Here is a 19,619-nt window from a genome sequence, read left to right as displayed (position 1 = left end):
CGCCCCCTTACGTTGCTCTTATAATTTGTACATCAGCAGGAATGATTGCTTCTCCCTCATACATCATTGTGCGACCATTTTGCCATTCAATACGCAATAATTTCCGATTATCTGATTGGAATTCCCATATATACTGTTCTTCTGAAGCTGAGAATGGAGTTTTTCCCATCACAACAACACGTCCGTTATATTGTTCTTCCATATGATACTCGGTATCATCCATTTCAATTGTCGTCGGAATTTCATCAATTGAATCTAAGCGACCATCAATTGGAGTATATAATTTGTAATACGTATTTTCTCGGTCTTCAATTTTTAAATAACGAATATCTTTTCCATCTTGCAATGTCAAAACAATTTCCTTACGCGAATGCATACTCGTTTTCCCAATTAATTCATACATAACTAATGAAACTTCAATCATATCGCCAGGAGCTAACGTTAAAAGACTCTTTTCCGGCTTCGGTGGCTCTGGGCTTTTCATTATATTTTTAATTCGTTTAAATAAACTCATGATCTACCCCTCCTTTTCTCTTTATAAACAAGCACCTAAAATTAGTGCACCAACAATATGTAATGATCCGGCTAACATCGCATGTGCAACGCTACCTTCTTTCGTACCTTCTTCTAAATCAAGACCAGACATTTTCTTTAATACGAATTCGATAAACATTTCTACCACTAATAAAATAACGAAAGAAACTGCTGATGCAAGAAGTGCTTGCCATAAATCATTTGCTTTCGTTATCGATTGAGATAAAATGTACCCTTGTGCAAATAATTTCATAATAAAACGAGTTGTTACAGCTGTATTTCCATTTTTGATTTCTTTTAAATCATTGTATTTTGTAAAAATTGAATCAACCCACATAATTGCAAATAAAAGTACTGCACTCGCTCCAGTCCATACAAGCATGGCAACTACATTCATCCATGTCATTGCAAAACCTCCTCTAAAATATAATAGAAAACCGACATGAATATATTTAGACATGTCGGTTCATTTGTCTTTATTCTATATTATTTCTCATACTGCTTCATAATACGAGCTAATTCATCGTCAACAGCAGAATTTTTGTTTAAGCTTGCGAATTCATCATCTAATGATTTTTCTTTCTTATAAACTTCACCGCTTGCTTCCGCTTCAGCCTCTAATTGAAGGGCTTTCTCTTCCATACGGCTTAAACCAGCTTTTGCTGAATTTGAATCAAATCCAGACATCGCCTGATTAATATTTTTCTGTGCTTTCGCAGCATTTACACGTGCTACAAGTGTTTCACGTTTATTTTTCAGCTCTGTTAATTGCTTACGCATTTCTTCTAGCTTTAGGCGCAGGTTATCAGCAGCAGTTTTATTTTGCTCGTAGCTTGCTTTATACTCATTCATTTTTTGCTCTGCATTTTGTTTTTCTTCTAATGCACGACGCGCAAGATCTAAGTTATTAGCTTGAACAGCCATATGAGCCTGCTCTTCACGTTTTTTCACAAGTGCTTCTTGCTCTTCAAATAATATTTTGAATTTCTTCTCAAGTGCGATTTGAGCTGCTACACTTTTCTCAGCCTCTTGTACATCGGCTTGCATATCGCGTAAATATTGATCAGTCATCTTAACTGGATCTTCCGCTTTTTCAATTAACGAATACACATTTGACATTGTTAAATCTCTTAATCGTTTAAATACAGACATCTAAATTCCTCCTATGATATACCTCATATTTCAAATTCACTACTTGGAAAACTGAAAAATCTCCCTTTACAGTAAAGAATATTCATTTTACAGCCTATGTGTTTATTATAACAAAACTAATATGTCCTTACATGTTATTTCCAAAATACATCCATTATAATATGACATTCTATATACAATATTGTATTTCTAATATATTCTCATTATCCCTCTTTGAAATTAACTTACTTTTGTGCAATTTCACTAAATTACATAAGTGTAATGTTACTGTAAGCTAACTCGATAGTTGCATTCCGATATTTCTTATACACTAATATCAGAAGCAACAAACAAGCTTCTTCGCATGTAAGCAACGATACAAAAATTGTATTTACTATAAAACATATAAAAGGAGAAATCATCATGAAAAAATTAGTAGGAATCGGATTAGCAGCAGCTATTTCACTTGGAGCATTATCAGGTTGTTCTTTATTAGGAGAAAAAGCGAACGGCTTTGTACTGTACGGATCAGAAGAACAAGTTCAGCAAATTACAGATAAAAACAAAAAAGAAGTGAAAGAAAAAGACTTCTATAAAATGAAAATGACAACATTAGATGGTAAAAAAGTTCTTGTAATGGATAAGAAAACTGGTGAAGAACTAGTGAAAAAAGAGTTACTTAGCAAAGTTGATGAAAAAGACAACACGAAACCACTTGATAAATTACCAGCTGTAACAACAGAACAAGGTGTATTATTTGCAAAAGAAAAAGTAGAAAATGCTGCACTTGATGGGGCAAAATTAAAATATGAAGGCAACACAATTATCGGAAGTGGTCGTGCATATACAGATATGTATGCGATTGTCGATGACGCAACTTACAGCAATGTAAAAGGTGATGAAAAATCTGTAGGTGTATTAAAATTTGATAAAGACCCAAGTAAAGAATTCCCTGGTTACAAAGGCGTAGAAGCTTCTCAACTTGTAAAAATTAAAAAGTAAAACAAAAAAGCTTTGCGAAATTCGCAAAGCTTTTTTCTATTTATTATGAGCAATTTGCTCCATATCCGGGCTACAAGTTTGCGACTGACATGACTTATTTAAAGAACATGCCGCGCATTTTCCTTTTTTACTTCTCTTTACAAAATTAACTAACGTATATGCTGCATAACCAAAAATGATAGCTCCAATTATAATATTGACCATCATCACAATACATCTCCTTCTAGAATCCGAGTAAGGATCCAACTTGGTATATAATGAGCGTTAATACATAAGCAACTACGAGTGGATAAACGACTGAGAAAATCGTCCACTTCGCTGATCCTGTTTCACGTTTAATAACAGCTACCGTCGCTAAACACGGAACATATAATAAAATAAAGAACATAAATGCATAAGCTGATAATGCTGTATAATGTGCTCCCATTACATTTCCAAGCACATCTTCTTTAACTGCATAAATAATTGCCATTGTAGAAACGACAACTTCCTTCGCTAAAAATCCTGTTAAAAGGGATGCTGCAGCTTGCCACGTTCCGAAGCCGAGCGGTGCAAATAGTGGTGCGATAAATCCACCAATCATCGCTAAGTAACTGTCTCCCATATCAACACCAAATCCTGATGGACCTGCATAGTTTAATAACCAAATGACAACCGAACCACCAAAGATGAATGTACCAGCTTTACGAACAAATCCTTTTCCTTTCTCCCACGTGCTTAGCCATAATGTTTTTGCTTGTGGCACACGGTAAGGCGGTAATTCAATTACGAAAATAGACTTTTCCGCTTTCAAAATTGTAAGAGACATAATTTTTGTAACTAATAACGCAAGAACAATCCCTGCAACATATAAAGAAAATACAACAGTCGCCTGACTATGCGGGAAAAATACGCCCGCAAATAATGCATATACAGGTAATCGTGCTGAACAAGACATAAATGGTGTTACTAAAATGGTAAGTAAACGTTCTTTTTCCTGTTCAATCGTTCTCGCAGCCATGATACCTGGAACGTTACATCCAAAACCGATAATCATCGGAATAAAAGCTTTTCCGTTTAAGCCGAAAAACTCCATAATTCTATCCATAACAACTGCAATTCGCGCCATATACCCTGAGTCTTCTAATAATGAAATAAAAAAGAATAGTGCAAAGATTTGTGGTACGAATACTAATACAGCACCAACACCGGCAATAATACCTTCTGTAACTAGTGCTTGAATAAAATCAGAAGCTCCAATACTTGTAAGTCCAGCCGTCACCCAATCCGTAAGCTGGCCACCAAAAAACTCATCTAACATATCCGATAAAGGTGTACCAATCCACGTAAACGTAACCTGAAAAATAAAAAACATAACTGCTAAAAAGATTGGAAGTCCTAAAATTTTATGTGTAATTAATCTATCAATTTTTTCTGAAAAAGGAATTTTTCCTTCTTTCTCATGCTTCATAACATTTGTTTTTAACTTTTCAATATACGCTTCACGAGTTTTGTAAATGTGCTCTTCTAACGTACAATCAAGTCTTCCTTCTAAGCGAGATCGAATGGCTATGAGTTCCTTATAAATTGGTAATGCTTTCATTTCTTTTTCTACTACTTCGTTATTGCTTAAAAATTGAAGTGCTAACCATCTCGGATGCTCGTAATTCGCTGTCTCTAAAAGAGCAATTACTTCTCCAATTCCTTCATCCATTTGTACACCATATGAAATAAGGAATGGCTTTTTCTCTTTTTTGTCATTTTCTTTAAGAGTCGTAAGCAGTTCTTCACAGCCTTTTCCACTTCTTGCAACAACAGGAACGACTGTTACACCTAATAGCTCTGATAATCGTTTTACATCAATGACAATTCCTCTTTGCTTCGCCACATCAACCATGTTTAAACCAATTGAGACTGGCTTACCAAATTCAAGTAACTGCAACGTTAAATGCATATTTCTTTCAAACTGCGAGGAATCTACGATATTTAACATATGATTAAATTCTTCTGTTAATAGAAAGTTTGTTACAACACCTTCATCACGTGAAACTGGATTTAAATCATAAACACCTGGTAAATCAATTAATGTTCCTTGTCTATCTTTTAATTTACCAACCTTTTTTTCTACTGTTACACCGCTCCAGTTTCCTACGTATTCATAAGAACCAGTAAGTGCATTAAATAATGATGTCTTCCCTGTATTCGGATTCCCTAGCAAAGCTACCTTATTCACGCTAATTCCACCTTTATCATTTTCGCGTCACAATGACGAATACTAATTAACTGTCCACGACACTCCAATGTACAAGGACCTTTGAACATCGCTTTCTGTTTCAGGCGAAGTTCGCTTCCTTCAGCAAGACCGAAAGCAGCTAGTCTACGCTTTAATAGCTGATCTAAAGACTGAATACTTTTTACTAACACTTTCTCTCCAATTTTAATATCTACTAAGCTCATAACCTTCCCCCTCAGAAGAGAATGATAATTATTTTCAAAAAAATTATACCACACCCAATTTCTCTTGTACTATACCCTTTTGCTTCATATTTATTAACATTTCGCTACAATTCTATTTCAATTATTGTCATACTGTATTCGTTTGCCATTCTCATCCATTTCGCTTACAATAAACAATAACAAATAAAGAATTTCGTTATCACTGGGGGAGCCATGCCGCTGAGAGGGAACACTTCGTTCCGACCCTTCGAACCTGTTAGTTAATGCTAACGCAGGGATTGTGCAAACGTCCGAAATACATACCTCATTTTTATTTACGTATTTCGTATCCTCCTATGATATCTATTCTTTTTTGTACAACTTGGATTTAGGGGGAGACAACATGCGTAACACCAATTTACAAGCGATGATCGAATCTGCTATTCTTGCAGCCTTCGCCATGATTATCGATATTTTACCATTATCACTTAAACTTCCAACAGGCGGTTCTATCTCATTCGCTATGATTCCTATTTTTATTATTGCTTACCGCTGGGGCTTTAAATCAGCTTTCTTAGGCGGTTTAGTTTGGGGACTATTACAAATTGTCGTGGGAGATGCTTATATTTTAACACCTGTTCAAGCATTCATTGAGTACTTCATTGCCTTTGCTTTTATCGGATTTGCTGGCTTATTCTATCGTCCAATTCAAAAAGCACTTTTAACATCCAATGAAAATAGCTTAGAACAATCAAATTTAGGTAACCGTAAAGACAAACCTTCATCAAAACAAAATCAGGGTAAGAAAGTCCTTGCTTATATTATCCTTGCTACATTTATCGGTAGCTTTGCTCGCTATTTCTGCCACTTTATTGCCGGCATTATTTTCTGGGGACAATATGCGCCGAAAGGTCAATCGGCTGTGTTATATTCATTAATCGTAAATGGAAGTACAATGCTTGGTTCTTTTATTTTATGTACCGTTTTACTTATATTTTTATTTATCACTTCACCACGCTTATTCAAGAGCATCAGTGCTTATCAAATGAATACACAAAAAAAGGGCGCTTAATGAGCGCTCTTTTTTCATATCGTAATATCAATTAAAAATACAATAAATGCGCAAAAGAAAATAAATACCATTATACTTAGCCAATTGCTATGCACGGTTCATCGACTCCTTACATAACCTCATTTTCTAAACAAATTATACTGATTAAAAATAAAGATTAGGTAAAGATAATATGAAAATAAATTAAAAAAGCATAGATCATATTGTCTACGCTTTTTTCGGTAAATAGAAATAAAATAATACACCATCTTCTGTATTTTCTGCCCCATATTCAGCATCATGTAGTTCTAAAATATTCTTTGAAATAGCAAGCCCAAGCCCCGTCCCACCTTGTGAACGCTGACGAGCTGTATCCACGCGATAAAAACGATCCCAAATTTTATCTAATTGCTCTTCTTCAATATGAGTACCTTTATTTTCAATGCACACTTTTATACGATTCTTCTCATCTATTGTAGAAATAATAATATCCTCTTTATTTGGTGTATATCGTATAGCATTCGTAATGAAGTTCACGATGACTTGTTCAATCCGGCCTTGATTTGCAATCACTTCAAATGAACTTATATTTTTATGAATATGAAGTTCTTTTTTCTCTATTTCCACAGATAGATGTTCACATATACCTTCAATTACTGTATCAATATAAAACGAAGCTTTTTTCATTTTATATGTACCAGATTCAAATTTAGCTAACTCAAGCATATCCAAAATTAACGTATCCATTTTGTCTACTTCTCTCTCCATTGCCTGAAAATAATACTCTTTTTTATGTTCAGCTACCCCGTCTTTTAAAATAGAAATACAGCTTTTCATAATACTTAGCGGTGTTTTTAATTCATGTGAAACACCAGAAATGAATTCTTTTCGCGTCTTTTCTAACTTTCTTTCCTTTTCAATATCTTCTTCTAACTGTCCAATATGCGAATGGAGTTTATTTGATAGCACATTAATATTTTTCGATAAATCTCCAATTTCATCTTTCGAAGTAATCGGTATTTTTTCTGTGAAGTCTAAATGCGCTATTTTCTTTGTTGTATCATTTATTTTCAATAATGGCTTTGCAATTTGTTTTGAGTAATAGAACGAAGCTAAAAAAATAAGAACGACTACAAATGCAATGATATAGATATAATAATCTTGCACCATTTGTACAGCTTCATCTACCGGCTGTAAAGAAGCCATCGCATAAATATATGTTACCGATCCGTCTTTTTCTTTTATTGGTTTCATTAATAATTTATATTTTATATCATTCTTTTCGTAGTCCATTGTCTTTATTGAATACTCTATTTGATTACTCTCTTTTAGTAACACATCCGTTTGAAATTCTTTTATACTATCCAAAAATAAAGTGTTTTTATAAATTGGATTTACGGGGCCTTTTACATCTGGAAACTGTACTTTCGTAACACGCCCTCCTATGTAAACATCTGGTTCTTGAGCAGCTTGCTCCCGAACAGCCGGCTTCTTTTCCTTACCAACTTGTTCCACAGCTGCTTTCTTTTTCTCCTCATTTAATTTACTCATTTTCTCATTAAATGCTTTTTCTAACGGTTTATTAGATCCGCTTAAATTCTGCTTAGATAAAGAAAAAGAGAATGGAATAAAACTATCTTCTTTTCTCACTCCAGAAAAATAAATTTCTTGCCCTAAAAAATGCTCCGATAATTTATTATCAATCTCCTCTATATTGACGAGATTGCCTAAAGGAATTTTAAATATTTGTTGTCCAAAGCTCTTTTGTTGCCTACGATCTATCGTTACCTCAAAATAAAAATCATCTGCATGTTTTAAATTCCCGTTCTTATCTAATGTCGTAATCCACGTATTATTTTCTCTTAAAAAGTCTTGCTCTAGTTTCTGAATTTCTTCTGCATTTCCTGCATGATTTAAATAGTTCTTCTCAAAGGAATTTAAATTCACTTTAATATCTTCCACTTTTCGATTCGCATAATATTGTTTAAAAAATATCGTTTGTCCAATAAATATCGTCGCTAAAATTAACATGCATAATGCTGTTGTAAGAGTAAATAATTTTAGTACAATTCCATTCCTCATACATTGCCCTCAAATTTATAACCTGTGCGTACTACAGTTGTAATATACTTTGCTTTCTCTCCTAATTTATTTCTTAAATTACGAATATGGCTATTCACCGTTCGATCATCGCCAGCAAATTCATATCCCCAAATTCTTGAAATGAGTTGCTCTCGCGTTAAAACGATTCCTTGATTTTTCATGAAATACACCAATATTTCAAACTCCGTATGCGTTAAACTAACATCTGCCTCATCAACAGTAACAGTACGCGACGGAAAATGGACATGGATGCCATGAATCGATAACGTATCATCTTCGTTCTCTAAAGGTTTCTTCGATGCTTTTCTACTTTCTAATAATCGTTTCGCTCTTGCTAATAAAATTGGCGGACTATACGGCTTCGTCACATAGTCATCTGCCCCAAGTTCAAAACCGAGTAACGTATCGTCTTCATCTACGCGCGCCGTCAGCATAATAATAGGCACCTCGGACGTCTTTCGAATTCTTCGGCAAACAGACCATCCATCGAGTTCTGGCAACATAATATCTAAAATAACTAAATCAACCTCTTCTTCTTCAAATACAACTAAAGCCTCTTTCCCGTCCCTCGCTTCAAACACTACATATTGCTCACTTAAAAAATAATCTTTTAATATTTCACGTAATATGTCTTCATCTTCAACAATTAAAATATTTTTTGACATAATTTATATATCCCCCTCCCGCTTTCAGAAACTATAATTTCACTTTGAATAACTGCCAGTTAACTTCGCCTCGATAATATATCTATCTGGTGCATTCCCTATATAATTAAATGGGTAACAAGTTGTCAGTGTTAATATCGGTTCTTCTTTTTTTATAATAACAGTACGATCATCCGCATGAGTAATCCATGTCTTTTGAATTTCATATGTGTACGTTTTATTATCATACTCTAAAACAAGGGTATCCTTTTCTTTCAACTCTCCTAAATCTGTAAATACAGTATCTCGATGCCCACTTAGTACAGTATGTCCCCCTCCAGATGGAGTTGTCGTTAAATCACTAACGAACATACCCACTCCTTTTTTCAAAGTCGTATCATCCGCTCCCCAATATATAGAAAACTTCTTCTTTATTTTTGGTATGTTTAACATCGCTACCTTTTCTCCTTCTTTATGTTCTGTTTGAGAAGAAGGCACTTGAGAAGTTACAGGTGTTTCACGAGAAAGTTGAGTATCTTGTATATTTTTAAGACTCTTTATTTCTTCTGCAGTTAATTGCCCGGCAGAGCTTCTTCCTTTATACCATTCCACAGCATAATAGGATCCCATGAATAGCCCTATAGCCATCAATATGATACCGATATAATTGAGTAACTTCATTCTTCATTCCTCCATGCCAAAAATGGTAGGAGTAACCTACCATTTTTAATATATGAAATTATCCCATTCTTTATAGGAAAATATTTTATTTACGCTTTAATCTTATTGCGACGATTCAAACCAAATAATGTACCTACCGCTACAAGACATGCACTTAATCCCATCATTGCTACATTATTTGATGCTGTATTTGGTAATTTTTCACCTTGTACAACTGGCTTTGCTACTTCTTTTTTAGCTACTTCATTCTTTTGCTCGGCTTTTATCGCTGCTTCTTTTTTTGCCATATCGTTTTTTAACTGTTCTTGCGCTATTCTCTTTTTCTCTTCTTCACTTTTTTTCTCAGCTTTTATTGCTTCCTCTTTTTTAGCCATATCACTTTTTTCTTGTACTTGCGCTGCTTGCTTTTTCTCCTCATCACTCTTTTGCTGTTCCTTAATTGCTTCTTCTTTTTTAGCTTTATCTTGTTGCACTTGCGCTTCTTCCTTTGTTACTGTTCCAGTATCTGCACTCGCTACTGAAGAATATCCTACTGTTAAAAGTGCCATTGCACAAATTGGTAATAGTCTCTTTTTCATTTTCATTCTCTCCTTATATTTTATTCTCATCAACTCGCACCGGATGTATTACTAGAATAAGCAAGAGATATAAATATAAGATGCAGATGAAATATATTTCATTTAAAGATTTCATTGTAGAAAAAGAAAAAAACATCGCAATATGTACGATGTTTTTTTCGGGTGTGTGTCTCAATTATTTACATGTTACTTTCGCGTGATTTGGAAGTAGAACGGGTTGGAGCGATAACTAATTGTCTCGGCTCAGTTTTCTTGAAGTGATTTTTGACGTTACACTTACGACGTTGAACAACCCACGCTTTAATAGGGTTTGTTAAAATAATCTTTTGCTCTTCGTTAGGGGCCTCTTCTTCAAACCTACAACTCTCGCTCCATTTATTCCATTTCATTGTAAATTTAGAAGAAGAATGATCATCTTCACGATCAAACAAGTGCAAAAAATCCATTTTTCCATCTAGCATTACGGTGTTACTAGTCGCTAAAAAAGAAAAGGTCGTCCAACGTTTCTCCATGCCCTCCTACTCCTTTTTCACATATAGAGTGCCTAAAACTTAATTTACCTAAAATATGCTTGCCTTTTACCTTACACCCATAGTTTATCCAAAATGCTATTATGCAACTATCGATTTGCCTTACAACTACCTTACATTTTTGTAAGAAACAAAAAAACCTTCACTCTATATAATGAAGGTTTCTTACTTTTTATCTATATGATCTCTCATATCATCAAGTCCAGCTTCTTTTAGCTGCGACATCATACCGTGCGAAATTGCTCCTAATACTAAAGTCATTCCAATTAATGAAATACGAATCGCAGGTACATCAATTACGTAAGCCAACAGGCCAAAAACAATTGTTAAAAGTAATGCTTTTATAAATGTTACACTTGTGTACTGTTTCTTCTTCATCATATTCACCCTTTATGGAAGCGTTTTCTTAATATACTTAGTATATCATATCATCAGATGATTTTGTCGTTATCTTTGTAAAAAATTACTATCTCCTTTGACTTTTTCTATTCTATCCTTTACAGTCGAAATGTTCATAAGTTTTACACTGTAGGAGGATTACAATGAATATTGAAATAAAAGACACTTTAATTTCTGAAGAACAATTACAAGCAAAAGTTAAAGAATTAGCACTTCAAATCGAACGTGACTTTGAAGGAGAAGAAATCGTAGTTATCGCAGTATTAAAAGGTTCATTCGTATTTGCTGCTGATTTAATTCGTCACATTAAAAACGATGTAACAATTGACTTTATTTCTGCATCTAGCTACGGAAATCAAACAGAAACAACAGGAAAAGTGAAACTACTAAAAGATATCGACGTAAACATTACTGGCAAAAACGTAATTGTCGTAGAAGACATTATCGATTCTGGTTTAACACTTCATTTCCTAAAAGACCACTTCTTTATGCATAAACCAAAGGCACTCAAGTTCTGTACATTACTTGATAAGCCAGAACGTCGTAAAGTAGACTTAACAGCTGAGTATGTTGGCTTCCAAATTCCAGACGAATTCATCGTTGGATACGGTATCGACTGTGCGGAAAAATATCGTAACTTACCATTTATCGCTTCAGTTGTAACGGAATAATATAATAAAATAAACTTTCATCAATTACTGGTGGAAGTTTATTTTCTATCACAATTCGTAAAAGACAAAGGGAGAGAAAAAAATGACAAAGACAAAATTTGAAAAAGTACTCCTCATCGTAAATCCGAAAGCTGGTCAAGGTGACTTACATACAAATTTAACAAAAATCGTACCACCTCTTGCCGCAGCTTTTCCTGACTTACATATCCTTCATACGAAAAAGCAAGGTGATGCAACAAAATATTGCCAAGAGTTTGCTAGTAAAGTAGATTTAATTATCGTCTTTGGTGGTGACGGCACTGTATTTGAATGCACAAATGGCTTAGCACCTCTTGAAACTAGACCTACACTTGCAATCATTCCAGGCGGAACTTGCAACGACTTCTCTCGCACACTTGGCGTTCCGCAAAACATTGCAGAAGCGGCAAAACTTATTACAAAAGAACATATAAAACCAGTTGACGTTGCAAAAGCAAATGGACAACATTTCTTAAACTTCTGGGGGATTGGTCTCGTATCTGAAGTATCAAACAATATCGATGCAGATGAAAAAGCAAAGCTTGGTAAAATCGGTTACTATTTAAGCACAATTCGAACTGTAAAAAATGCTGAAACATTCCCAGTAAAAATTACTTATGACGGACAAGTATATGAAGACGAAGCTGTCCTTGTCATGGTTGGAAATGGTGAATATCTTGGTGGTATTCCATCCTTTATTCCGAACGTAAAATGTGATGACGGAACACTTGATATTTTCGTAGTCAAATCAACAGGTATTCAAGCATTTAAAGATTACATCGGAAAGAAACTATTCGAGGATTCAAATGAAAATGACATCTTCCACGTAAAAGCAAAATCCATTCATATTGAAACGAAAGAAGAAAAAGAAGTAGATACAGATGGAGAAAGTTCGCTTCATACACCTTGTCACATTGAATTATTACCAGGACACTTTACGATGATTTATAATCCTGCGGTTGTGTAAAGAAAAAAACGAGTGCTAGCACTCGTTTTTTCTCTTCTAATCTAGCTATGTCTTTGAATCATTTCTTGTATTTCTTTAACTCTCTCTAAAGTAATTCCATTTCTTTGTTCGATTGCTAAAGGATGCTCGGTTGGCTCTAATTCAACATACGGTGCCGTTCCAACTTCTCTTATATGTACATTTGTTTTTAAATTTAATGTTTCTGGATAAACTGGTATTTCTACAGATAACCACCCAAAATAAGGATCACTATTTTCTCGGCCTCTCTCATCCCACTTTTCTAATACTTCATCATAACTTTCTTTACTAAGTGATACCCAAACAGTCCATATGAAGTTTTCGTGGTAGTCAATGATAGGAATCTCTAAACAACCTCTAATAAAGTAATGCTCATCGTCCATTACGCAAAGTTCTGATGTTAAATGGAAGCGTTCCTCTCTTTCATGGGGCGCTACCTCGTAATAATAATATGGTGCTTCACTTCCGTAGCATAGAGGTAGTGCAAAACGATGCATTTGTACTTTTTCTCCGGATTTTCTTCTTCTTTTCATTTATTATTCTTTCTCCTATCCTTTTCAGTCACAATCAAACGCTACCCAATTTCTCCAATGCGTGTTAGAATCCTTCTTCACAATAATACGTGGATCTTTCTTCTCTATTGCAGCGGCTACTGATTGGAAGAATTCATTTTCACTTACTTTTTCGTCTTCAACATGTTTCCATTCTTCCGTTTCATACGCTAGTTCCCAATTACCTTCTAAACCGAACTCTTCTAAAATCTCTTCTTTACTCCACCATAATAATGTTCTAACTTCTTCATTAGTAGCAAGCATACGCATAAAGTATGTTGGATAATGCTCTGTCGTTTGTACTTCTATTCCATTATTTATATAATCCTCTTCTGTAAATTCATATTCAAAATGCTGCTCACGAATTTTTAAACTGCCGTTATAAATATTCGGCATAAATTCACCTTCATCATTAAATAACTCATAATTGCCATCATTTAATTGTAAAATGCAATCATCACCCATTGAATGAGTAATTCTATCTCCATATACTTGAATATCATTACATACACCTAATGAACCTACACCAACAAGTTGAAACACCATTAACCAATCTTTAGTATCTTTAAAGAAAAGAGAGAATTTCACTTGCGAAATATCCATATATTCATTATCAAAGGCAGGAAATTCATAGTTACTTTGCTTTTTATCTAATAGTTTTAAAATATCTTTTTGCATATGTATCATCTTCACCCCGATATAAACAAAAATATTTTTTTAATTTCACTAGAGTATAACATAACCATACTTACCTGTGACATTCTAATAAAACTACTAAAAAATAGAAGAATGGCTTGTTTGCATACTCTAGTTCTTTTTATGTACAATGAAGGAAAGAAGTACCTTCATATAAGGGAGAGGACAAACTTTGTTCAACCAACAGTTAGTTAATTTACGCATTGATTTTGCATTTAAACAATTGTTTGGTACGAATGGTAGCGAAGATATTCTAATTGCATTTTTAAATGCTATGTTACAAGAGTCTTTAGAGTCGCCCATTGCTTCTCTACAACTAGAAGATCCACATTTACACAGGGAATATGAAGAGGATAAGTTATCTATTTTAGACATTTCAGCGACATTAGACACAGGAACAAAAGTTAATGTAGAAATACAACTCAATAATAATCACGATATGGTTAAACGCAGTTTATATTATTGGGGAAGGCTATACACATCTCAACTACAAAAAGGGATGCCCTACAGTGCACTTCACAAAACCATCACCATAAACTTACTAAACTTCGCAATGTTTTCGGAACACCCAGCCTTCCATACAACGAGCGTATTATGGAATACACAACAAAAAAAAATCCTGAGTGAAGACATAGAAATCCACATTATAGAAATTCCAAAGTTAACTGAACAATGGCATGAAGAAAAAGTAAATCCGTGGAAAGATCCATTTGTTCGTTGGCTTTTATTGCTTTCAGCAAATGAGGATGAGCACTTAACTAAACTATTGGAGGATATTGCTATGAACCAAGACCCTATTTTACAAAAAGCAATAAATAAATGGGAACGTATGAGTCAGGATTCTTCTTTCCGACAAGCCTATGACGCAAGGGAGAAAGTTTTAATGGATGAAGCAGCAAAATTCGCCCATGCAGAGACAGAAGGAATAAAAAGAGGAATGGAACAAGGAATTAAAAAAGGACTTGAAAAAGGGCTTGAAAAAGGCATTGAAAAAGGGCTTGAAAAAGGCATTGAAAAAGGCATTGAAAAAGGGCTTGAAAAAGGCATTGAAAAAGGCATTCAACAGGGAAAAATTCAAATGATTAAAAATATGTATGATCTTGGTATACCACTTGAAACGATTGCTAAGGCAAGTAAATTAAGTTTGCATGAGATTGAGCATATTTTAGGACATAAATAGCCATGAAAAAAGAGCTTGAATAGTTTCAGCTCTTTTTTTATCAACTCTCCTCAATATCATCCAATTGAGTCTTATAACATTTATCACACTCTGGACTCGTAGGAAGAATCCCTCTTTCATCAGGTAATAAAACCCTCAAAACTTCTCGATCCATCTCTGCGAAAGACTTCATAATAATGGGATATCCTTCAATAATATTCGTATACTCAATCCCTTGTTCAAACTTTTTTCCGCTCTTTATTTCTTCTATTATGGAACAAAAAACACTATGCGCGACTTCAGGATCCATATTTAATGTTATTTGTAAATCTTGATGATTAAGGTTCTCTCTTAGACCATTCGTATGATAATTAGCATGGATGCCATCAATATCTTCTGCTAATATGCTATGCATGTACCATCCATACTCTTCTAGCATATTTTCTTCCCATTCATCTGCATCCTCTTCTAAATCTTCATCAAACAAATTCGGATCATACCACACGTCCTCGTAATCTCCAGCAATTAAAAATCTCCAACCAGGTGGTAACCCTAAATACTTCTTTATTTCAGGTGCCCATTCATCAATATGTTGAACGTGTAAAGGAAGAAAGAAATCTTCTTCTGTCCCCATTTCTTCACCAGCCCAAATGTACCAACCTGTCGTTCCGTTTTCTATAGGCATTCGTAACCCATTAATCGGAAAAATACCATCTTTCACATTTTGCGCTATTCCTAATTTCAAGTCATTCGGAGATTCTACATACTCCGCTTTATATTTATCACATATACTCCTCTGTTCTTTTATGTATTTTTCCATCCTTTTAGCACACTCCCCAATTTTTGAAAGATAGATTTCTTTGCCGAAGCACTCTCTAACTTCCATACCCCACACGGATTATAAAATGGATCCTCTTGTTCATAACGTTTATCTATATAATGAGATAAAAGATACACTGGAGCATCTTCTGTGAAACTAATTGTATCTCCATCTTTCAAATTAGGTTTTTCCAATATATTATGTAGGTTAAAATCATTTAATAAATCTACAGCTACTTCCGGATCTATCCCTCCGTCTAAAACAACGTCTGGTAGATTAAATGCTTGCATTCCACATGAATAGTAACCGTCCTCTTCATCTCCAACTAAAGTTACAAGGTGCGAATACATCGGGAATATTTCCTTATTCTCTGCAAGCTCTTGCCATTCTTCTTTCGAATAAGCCACACCTGCTGTTTCAACTTTTAAAGCAAGTCCACCTGCATTTAAAAGTTCCATTCCTACATCAATTACTTCTTGTAATCTCTCTGTATCGTCAACTTTTGCAATAACATACACTGTATAAGTATGCTTCTCCAACTCCTGAAGCAATTCTTCATCAAAACGCTCCCCACCTGCATAGAAGAAAGCCTCTCTCAAAGAAGGGTCTTGTTCATATATATCAATTTCAAAGCCAATCTCTTTCTCCTTATGGTGCATCACATTTCCCGCTAATATATAGTTACTTTTACTCACAACTTCTTGTATTAATTCTGTTCTAGATTTCCATAAACCAGGTACTCCAATAACGATTTGTGTCTCCATTAATATGCTCCCTTTTCACTTTAAATCACTACAATATTTTTGGGTAATAAAAAAGCAAAGCTGAATGACTAAGCACATTCTACTAATCTTTTTTGAAATTCTTAAGAAATATGTAGCAAGTGTTTCTAATATATATTACTCTACGTTAACCTCTAGTTATTTCCACTTCAAGATTTATACTACCTATTAATTAGCACTACTCACTTTTATTAAAAATCTAATGAATTCTAAAAAGAAACTCAACTAAAGAACATAAGATTTTAAAGAAAAAATACCTACTCCGACTATTTATCGACACTTTTCCATTTTCTATTTCATAATCACTCAAAACAAATTACAATATATTTATACAAAAATAGATTGTAAACAAAGTGTAATATCCACCTTGTTTATTAGTGTGAAATAAACAAAAAATCCTAAAATAAGAACGAACCGTTAAGTAATAATAACCAATATAAATAACACTATACACACCGATGCTAATTAGTAACGGAACTGCAATTTCATACGGAATAACTGTCGCTAATCCTTTTAGTGCAAATAAAGTGTGTATTATACCAACTACTAAAGGAATAAAGAAGATAAATCTCATTTGTTTTGCGATTGCCTTTTTCATTTCTTTTTTCGTGACACCGAGTTTTCAAAGGACGATGTCACGCTCTCGATCTATATGTGCTTCTGCCCTCTTTACATCCACAGTTTCTTCATTCTATTATAATTCGTGATGTTCTCTTTAAGTAACAGCATTGAGTATAGATATATTTTCTTAAAAAGAAATTCTATACTCATAAAAAGCCTGCAGCTGTTACACTGCAGGCTTTCAAATACTCACTCTATTTTTTTGTTTAATAAATTAATTAAGCTAAATATGCTTGTTGTAACGCCTCTAAACCATCTTTATAAATTCCATAGAATAGATTAATTGCCTCTTCATCAGTAACCTCTACAGGAGTGAAGCTACCAGACCATTCAACTAATGATGTGTTAGCATCTTTCCCTTCTTTAACACGGATTGTAGATAAATAATTAGTTACAGGGAATGGTGCTTGCATAATTGAATATGTGTAGTAACGTTCTTTCTCATTAAATGCTTCTAAACGCTCTACAATCGCATCGCCATCAGGATTAGCTAAATGGCGTACACGTCCGCCTTCAGTTATTTTACTGCTAGGAATATACGGTAACCAATCTGGAAGTGCATCAAAACCTCCGATTAATTTCCATACTTGCTTAGGTGAAGCTGGAATTTGAATAGATGTAATAGTCTTTGCCATGTTAATTACTCTCCTTTTTATTTAACGTTGATTGGTAGTGGTGCATTAGCTGCAACTAGTTTTTGTTCACGCATTTCTTCCCAGAACGCTGCCGGAATCACTGTTTTTAATTCAGCTTGGTCTTCTGCAATTCGTTCCGGTTTACTTGCACCTGGAATAACAGCAGCAACTGCTGGATTAGCCAATGCAAATTGTAAAGCAGCAGCTTTAATACTGATTCCATGACGATCTGCAAGGTTTTTCATTTTATTAACTTTTGCAATGATTTCTGGTGACGCTTTTTGGTATTCGAAGTGAGCTCCTCCAGCAAGAACACCTGAGCTATATGGTCCACCAACAACAATGTCCATATTGTTTTTTACAGCCGCAGACATTACGCGTTGTAACGCACGCTCATGGTCTAATAATGAATAGCGACCAGCTAGTAAAGAAACATTTGGTTTTGCTTCTTCTAAGTCCAGCATAAGTTCAATTGATTCTACTTTATTTACTCCAAGGCCCCAGCCTTTAATTACACCTTCATCACGCAATTGAGTAAGTGCACGGAATGCTCCTGTTCGAGCAATTTCAAATTGTGAAATCCACTCATCTCCATAAAAATCTTGTGCTACGTCATGAATATAAACAAAATCTAGACGATCTGTTTTTAAACGTTTTAAACTATCTTCAATAGAACGAAGAGTTGCCTCCGCACTGTAGTCGTTGATAATTTTATTTTTACGACCAAATTCGAACAGTCCGCCTTTTTCACCTAAATCACGTGTAGATGGATCTTCTAATTCATCTGAAATAATTCGACCTACTTTTGTACTTAAGAAGTACTCATCACGATTTCTTTTCGATAGTGCTTCACCAAGACGAATCTCTGCTAAACCAGATCCATAAAGTGGCGCTGTATCAAAGTAACGAACACCATTATCCCAAGCAGCATCCACTGTTGCGATTGCTTCTTCTTCCGGAATATTGCGGTACATATTACCTAGTGGTGCCGTACCAAAACCAAGTGTACCTTTTAATAAATCTTTCATTTAAAATCTCCTCCTAAAATCTATTTAAAAATGTTTAATGAATATCAATTAATGTGACAAGGACTGGCCGATCAAAGTACGATAGTTATGAAAAATAACATAGATGCTTTTTAGCTCCTCACTACTCATTTCCCTCTCACGTATGTAATTATGTCTTATCTACAACACAATAAAAAGTACGCACTTTAAAGTGTTATAGATACAAATAAGTAACAATTTTACGTTTCAACGTATGTAGCTCCAAAATAATTTCATTTAAAATGATTTTATTAAAAAAATACGCTATTCCTGCGGAGGTAACTGTAAAAGTTATTAGTGAGAAATGAAAAATTGTTCTTATTCTTCATTAAAAAAGGCAAAAACGAACCGAAATATGTTCGTTTTTGCCTTTTTACCTTCTCTAAAATATTAAATTACATTTCGAACAAAAAGGAGCCGAATTCCCTTTTCTAATTTCCGCATCACATTTTGGGCAATATACATATCGCTCTTCTATCATTTGTCGCTCTATCATATGTAAGGATACTATTCTCATACTGCACATAATCCCAATTAATATAAGGCTAACAATGAGTAGCATACCTC

24 protein-coding genes, 1 pseudogene and 1 riboswitch are annotated in these 19,619 nt (G+C 34.4%); of the genes and pseudogenes, 5 read left to right on the top strand and 20 right to left on the bottom strand.

Annotated elements, in window-relative coordinates; genetic code table 11:
• Positions 1-7: 7 nt before the first annotated feature.
• The 3 genes from MR112_RS15505 to MR112_RS15495 form a co-directional block, all read right to left on the bottom strand.
• Positions 8-514, bottom strand: coding sequence for a DUF4178 domain-containing protein (locus MR112_RS15505; protein WP_000051745.1), 507 nt, complete (start codon positions 512-514; stop codon positions 8-10).
• A 21-nt stretch (positions 515-535) separates the two neighbouring features.
• Positions 536-940 (bottom strand): DUF350 domain-containing protein, encoded by a 405-nt coding sequence (locus MR112_RS15500; RefSeq protein ID WP_000220087.1) that lies wholly within the window; start codon positions 938-940, stop codon positions 536-538.
• An 80-nt stretch (positions 941-1,020) separates the two neighbouring features.
• Entirely contained in the window at positions 1,021-1,686 is a 666-nt protein-coding gene (locus MR112_RS15495) for a PspA/IM30 family protein (protein ID WP_025687310.1), read from the bottom strand.
• A gap of 402 nt (positions 1,687-2,088) precedes the next feature.
• Between MR112_RS15495 and MR112_RS15490 the strand changes: the two genes are divergently transcribed.
• Complete coding sequence (locus MR112_RS15490; protein ID WP_000737501.1) at positions 2,089-2,667, top strand: lipoprotein BA_5634 family protein; 579 nt, start codon at positions 2,089-2,091, stop codon at positions 2,665-2,667.
• A 36-nt stretch (positions 2,668-2,703) separates the two neighbouring features.
• Here MR112_RS15490 and MR112_RS15485 read toward each other — a convergent pair whose 3' ends face one another.
• From MR112_RS15485 to MR112_RS15475, 3 genes are read right to left on the bottom strand one after another with little or no spacing between them, the layout of a single operon-like run.
• The gene (locus tag MR112_RS15485) at positions 2,704-2,874 is read right to left on the bottom strand and encodes a FeoB-associated Cys-rich membrane protein (RefSeq protein WP_000989598.1); all 171 of its coding nucleotides are present in this window, start codon (positions 2,872-2,874) and stop codon (positions 2,704-2,706) included.
• Between the two features lie 16 nt (positions 2,875-2,890).
• On the bottom strand, positions 2,891-4,879 hold the full coding sequence (feoB, locus tag MR112_RS15480; protein ID WP_001044840.1) for a ferrous iron transport protein B: 1,989 nt from the start codon (positions 4,877-4,879) through the stop codon (positions 2,891-2,893).
• Complete coding sequence (locus tag MR112_RS15475; RefSeq protein ID WP_000060512.1) at positions 4,876-5,103, bottom strand: FeoA family protein; 228 nt, start codon at positions 5,101-5,103, stop codon at positions 4,876-4,878. Before MR112_RS15475 ends, feoB begins: the two co-directional genes overlap by 4 nt.
• A gap of 194 nt (positions 5,104-5,297) precedes the next feature.
• Positions 5,298-5,399: riboswitch (TPP riboswitch) on the top strand.
• An 86-nt stretch (positions 5,400-5,485) separates the two neighbouring features.
• Between MR112_RS15475 and thiT the strand changes: the two genes are divergently transcribed.
• A complete protein-coding gene (gene thiT / locus MR112_RS15470; RefSeq protein WP_001246588.1) occupies positions 5,486-6,154 on the top strand; it encodes an energy-coupled thiamine transporter ThiT in 669 nt (222 codons plus the stop codon).
• Between the two features lie 207 nt (positions 6,155-6,361).
• Here the strand turns inward: thiT and MR112_RS15465 are convergent, their stop codons facing one another.
• The 6 genes from MR112_RS15465 to MR112_RS15440 form a co-directional block, all read right to left on the bottom strand.
• On the bottom strand, positions 6,362-8,215 hold the full coding sequence (locus MR112_RS15465; protein ID WP_242245113.1) for a sensor histidine kinase: 1,854 nt from the start codon (positions 8,213-8,215) through the stop codon (positions 6,362-6,364).
• Entirely contained in the window at positions 8,212-8,901 is a 690-nt protein-coding gene (locus MR112_RS15460; RefSeq protein ID WP_000041848.1) for a response regulator transcription factor, read from the bottom strand. Before MR112_RS15460 ends, MR112_RS15465 begins: the two co-directional genes overlap by 4 nt.
• Positions 8,902-8,940: 39 nt before the next feature.
• Positions 8,941-9,561 carry a class D sortase gene (locus tag MR112_RS15455; protein ID WP_000771595.1) on the bottom strand — a complete coding sequence of 207 codons (621 nt, stop codon included), beginning with the start codon at positions 9,559-9,561 and terminating at the stop codon, positions 8,941-8,943.
• An 89-nt stretch (positions 9,562-9,650) separates the two neighbouring features.
• Positions 9,651-10,139 (bottom strand): LPXTG cell wall anchor domain-containing protein, encoded by a 489-nt coding sequence (locus MR112_RS15450; RefSeq protein ID WP_000746708.1) that lies wholly within the window; start codon positions 10,137-10,139, stop codon positions 9,651-9,653.
• A gap of 179 nt (positions 10,140-10,318) precedes the next feature.
• Positions 10,319-10,651 (bottom strand): hypothetical protein, encoded by a 333-nt coding sequence (locus tag MR112_RS15445; protein ID WP_000415614.1) that lies wholly within the window; start codon positions 10,649-10,651, stop codon positions 10,319-10,321.
• Positions 10,652-10,834: 183 nt separating this feature from the next.
• Complete coding sequence (locus tag MR112_RS15440; protein ID WP_048656638.1) at positions 10,835-11,050, bottom strand: hypothetical protein; 216 nt, start codon at positions 11,048-11,050, stop codon at positions 10,835-10,837.
• A 161-nt stretch (positions 11,051-11,211) separates the two neighbouring features.
• Here MR112_RS15440 and hpt point away from each other — a divergent pair, with 161 nt between their 5' ends.
• Positions 11,212-11,739 carry a hypoxanthine phosphoribosyltransferase gene (hpt, locus tag MR112_RS15435; RefSeq protein WP_001019295.1) on the top strand — a complete coding sequence of 176 codons (528 nt, stop codon included), beginning with the start codon at positions 11,212-11,214 and terminating at the stop codon, positions 11,737-11,739.
• 82 nt (positions 11,740-11,821) lie between these two features.
• Positions 11,822-12,724 carry a diacylglycerol/lipid kinase family protein gene (locus MR112_RS15430; protein ID WP_000167897.1) on the top strand — a complete coding sequence of 301 codons (903 nt, stop codon included), beginning with the start codon at positions 11,822-11,824 and terminating at the stop codon, positions 12,722-12,724.
• Positions 12,725-12,765: 41 nt separating this feature from the next.
• On the opposite strand, the gene MR112_RS15425 is transcribed toward MR112_RS15430, so the two are convergent.
• Positions 12,766-13,275 (bottom strand): DUF2199 domain-containing protein, encoded by a 510-nt coding sequence (locus MR112_RS15425; RefSeq protein ID WP_053563486.1) that lies wholly within the window; start codon positions 13,273-13,275, stop codon positions 12,766-12,768.
• A 24-nt stretch (positions 13,276-13,299) separates the two neighbouring features.
• Complete coding sequence (locus MR112_RS15420) at positions 13,300-13,971, bottom strand: DUF7003 family protein (RefSeq protein WP_001168101.1); 672 nt, start codon at positions 13,969-13,971, stop codon at positions 13,300-13,302.
• Positions 13,972-14,161: 190 nt separating this feature from the next.
• Between MR112_RS15420 and MR112_RS15415 the strand changes: the two genes are divergently transcribed.
• Entirely contained in the window at positions 14,162-15,169 is a 1,008-nt protein-coding gene (locus tag MR112_RS15415) for an Rpn family recombination-promoting nuclease/putative transposase (RefSeq protein ID WP_242245112.1), read from the top strand.
• 40 nt (positions 15,170-15,209) lie between these two features.
• On the opposite strand, the gene MR112_RS15410 is transcribed toward MR112_RS15415, so the two are convergent.
• From MR112_RS15410 to MR112_RS15385, 6 genes and pseudogenes are all read right to left on the bottom strand, one after another.
• Positions 15,210-15,968, bottom strand: a complete 759-nt coding sequence (locus tag MR112_RS15410) for a DUF4262 domain-containing protein (protein WP_242245111.1) — start codon at positions 15,966-15,968, stop codon at positions 15,210-15,212.
• A complete protein-coding gene (locus tag MR112_RS15405) occupies positions 15,953-16,732 on the bottom strand; it encodes a DUF4261 domain-containing protein (protein ID WP_242245110.1) in 780 nt (259 codons plus the stop codon). Before MR112_RS15405 ends, MR112_RS15410 begins: the two co-directional genes overlap by 16 nt.
• Before the next feature lie 412 nt (positions 16,733-17,144).
• Positions 17,145-17,411 (bottom strand): annotated as a pseudogene (locus MR112_RS15400) (FtsX-like permease family protein); the annotation flags it as partial.
• A 178-nt stretch (positions 17,412-17,589) separates the two neighbouring features.
• Entirely contained in the window at positions 17,590-18,006 is a 417-nt protein-coding gene (locus MR112_RS15395; protein WP_113304349.1) for an SRPBCC family protein, read from the bottom strand.
• Positions 18,007-18,023: 17 nt separating this feature from the next.
• Positions 18,024-19,034 (bottom strand): aldo/keto reductase, encoded by a 1,011-nt coding sequence (locus MR112_RS15390; protein WP_242245109.1) that lies wholly within the window; start codon positions 19,032-19,034, stop codon positions 18,024-18,026.
• A gap of 400 nt (positions 19,035-19,434) precedes the next feature.
• Positions 19,435-19,614, bottom strand: coding sequence for a hypothetical protein (locus MR112_RS15385; RefSeq protein WP_242245108.1), 180 nt, complete (start codon positions 19,612-19,614; stop codon positions 19,435-19,437).
• Between the last annotated feature and the right edge of the window lie 5 nt (positions 19,615-19,619).

Source organism: Bacillus cereus group sp. BfR-BA-01330, from assembly GCF_022663885.1.
Lineage (GTDB): Bacteria > Bacillota > Bacilli > Bacillales > Bacillaceae_G > Bacillus_A > Bacillus_A cereus.
This window is presented reverse-complemented; position numbering and strand designations above follow the sequence as displayed.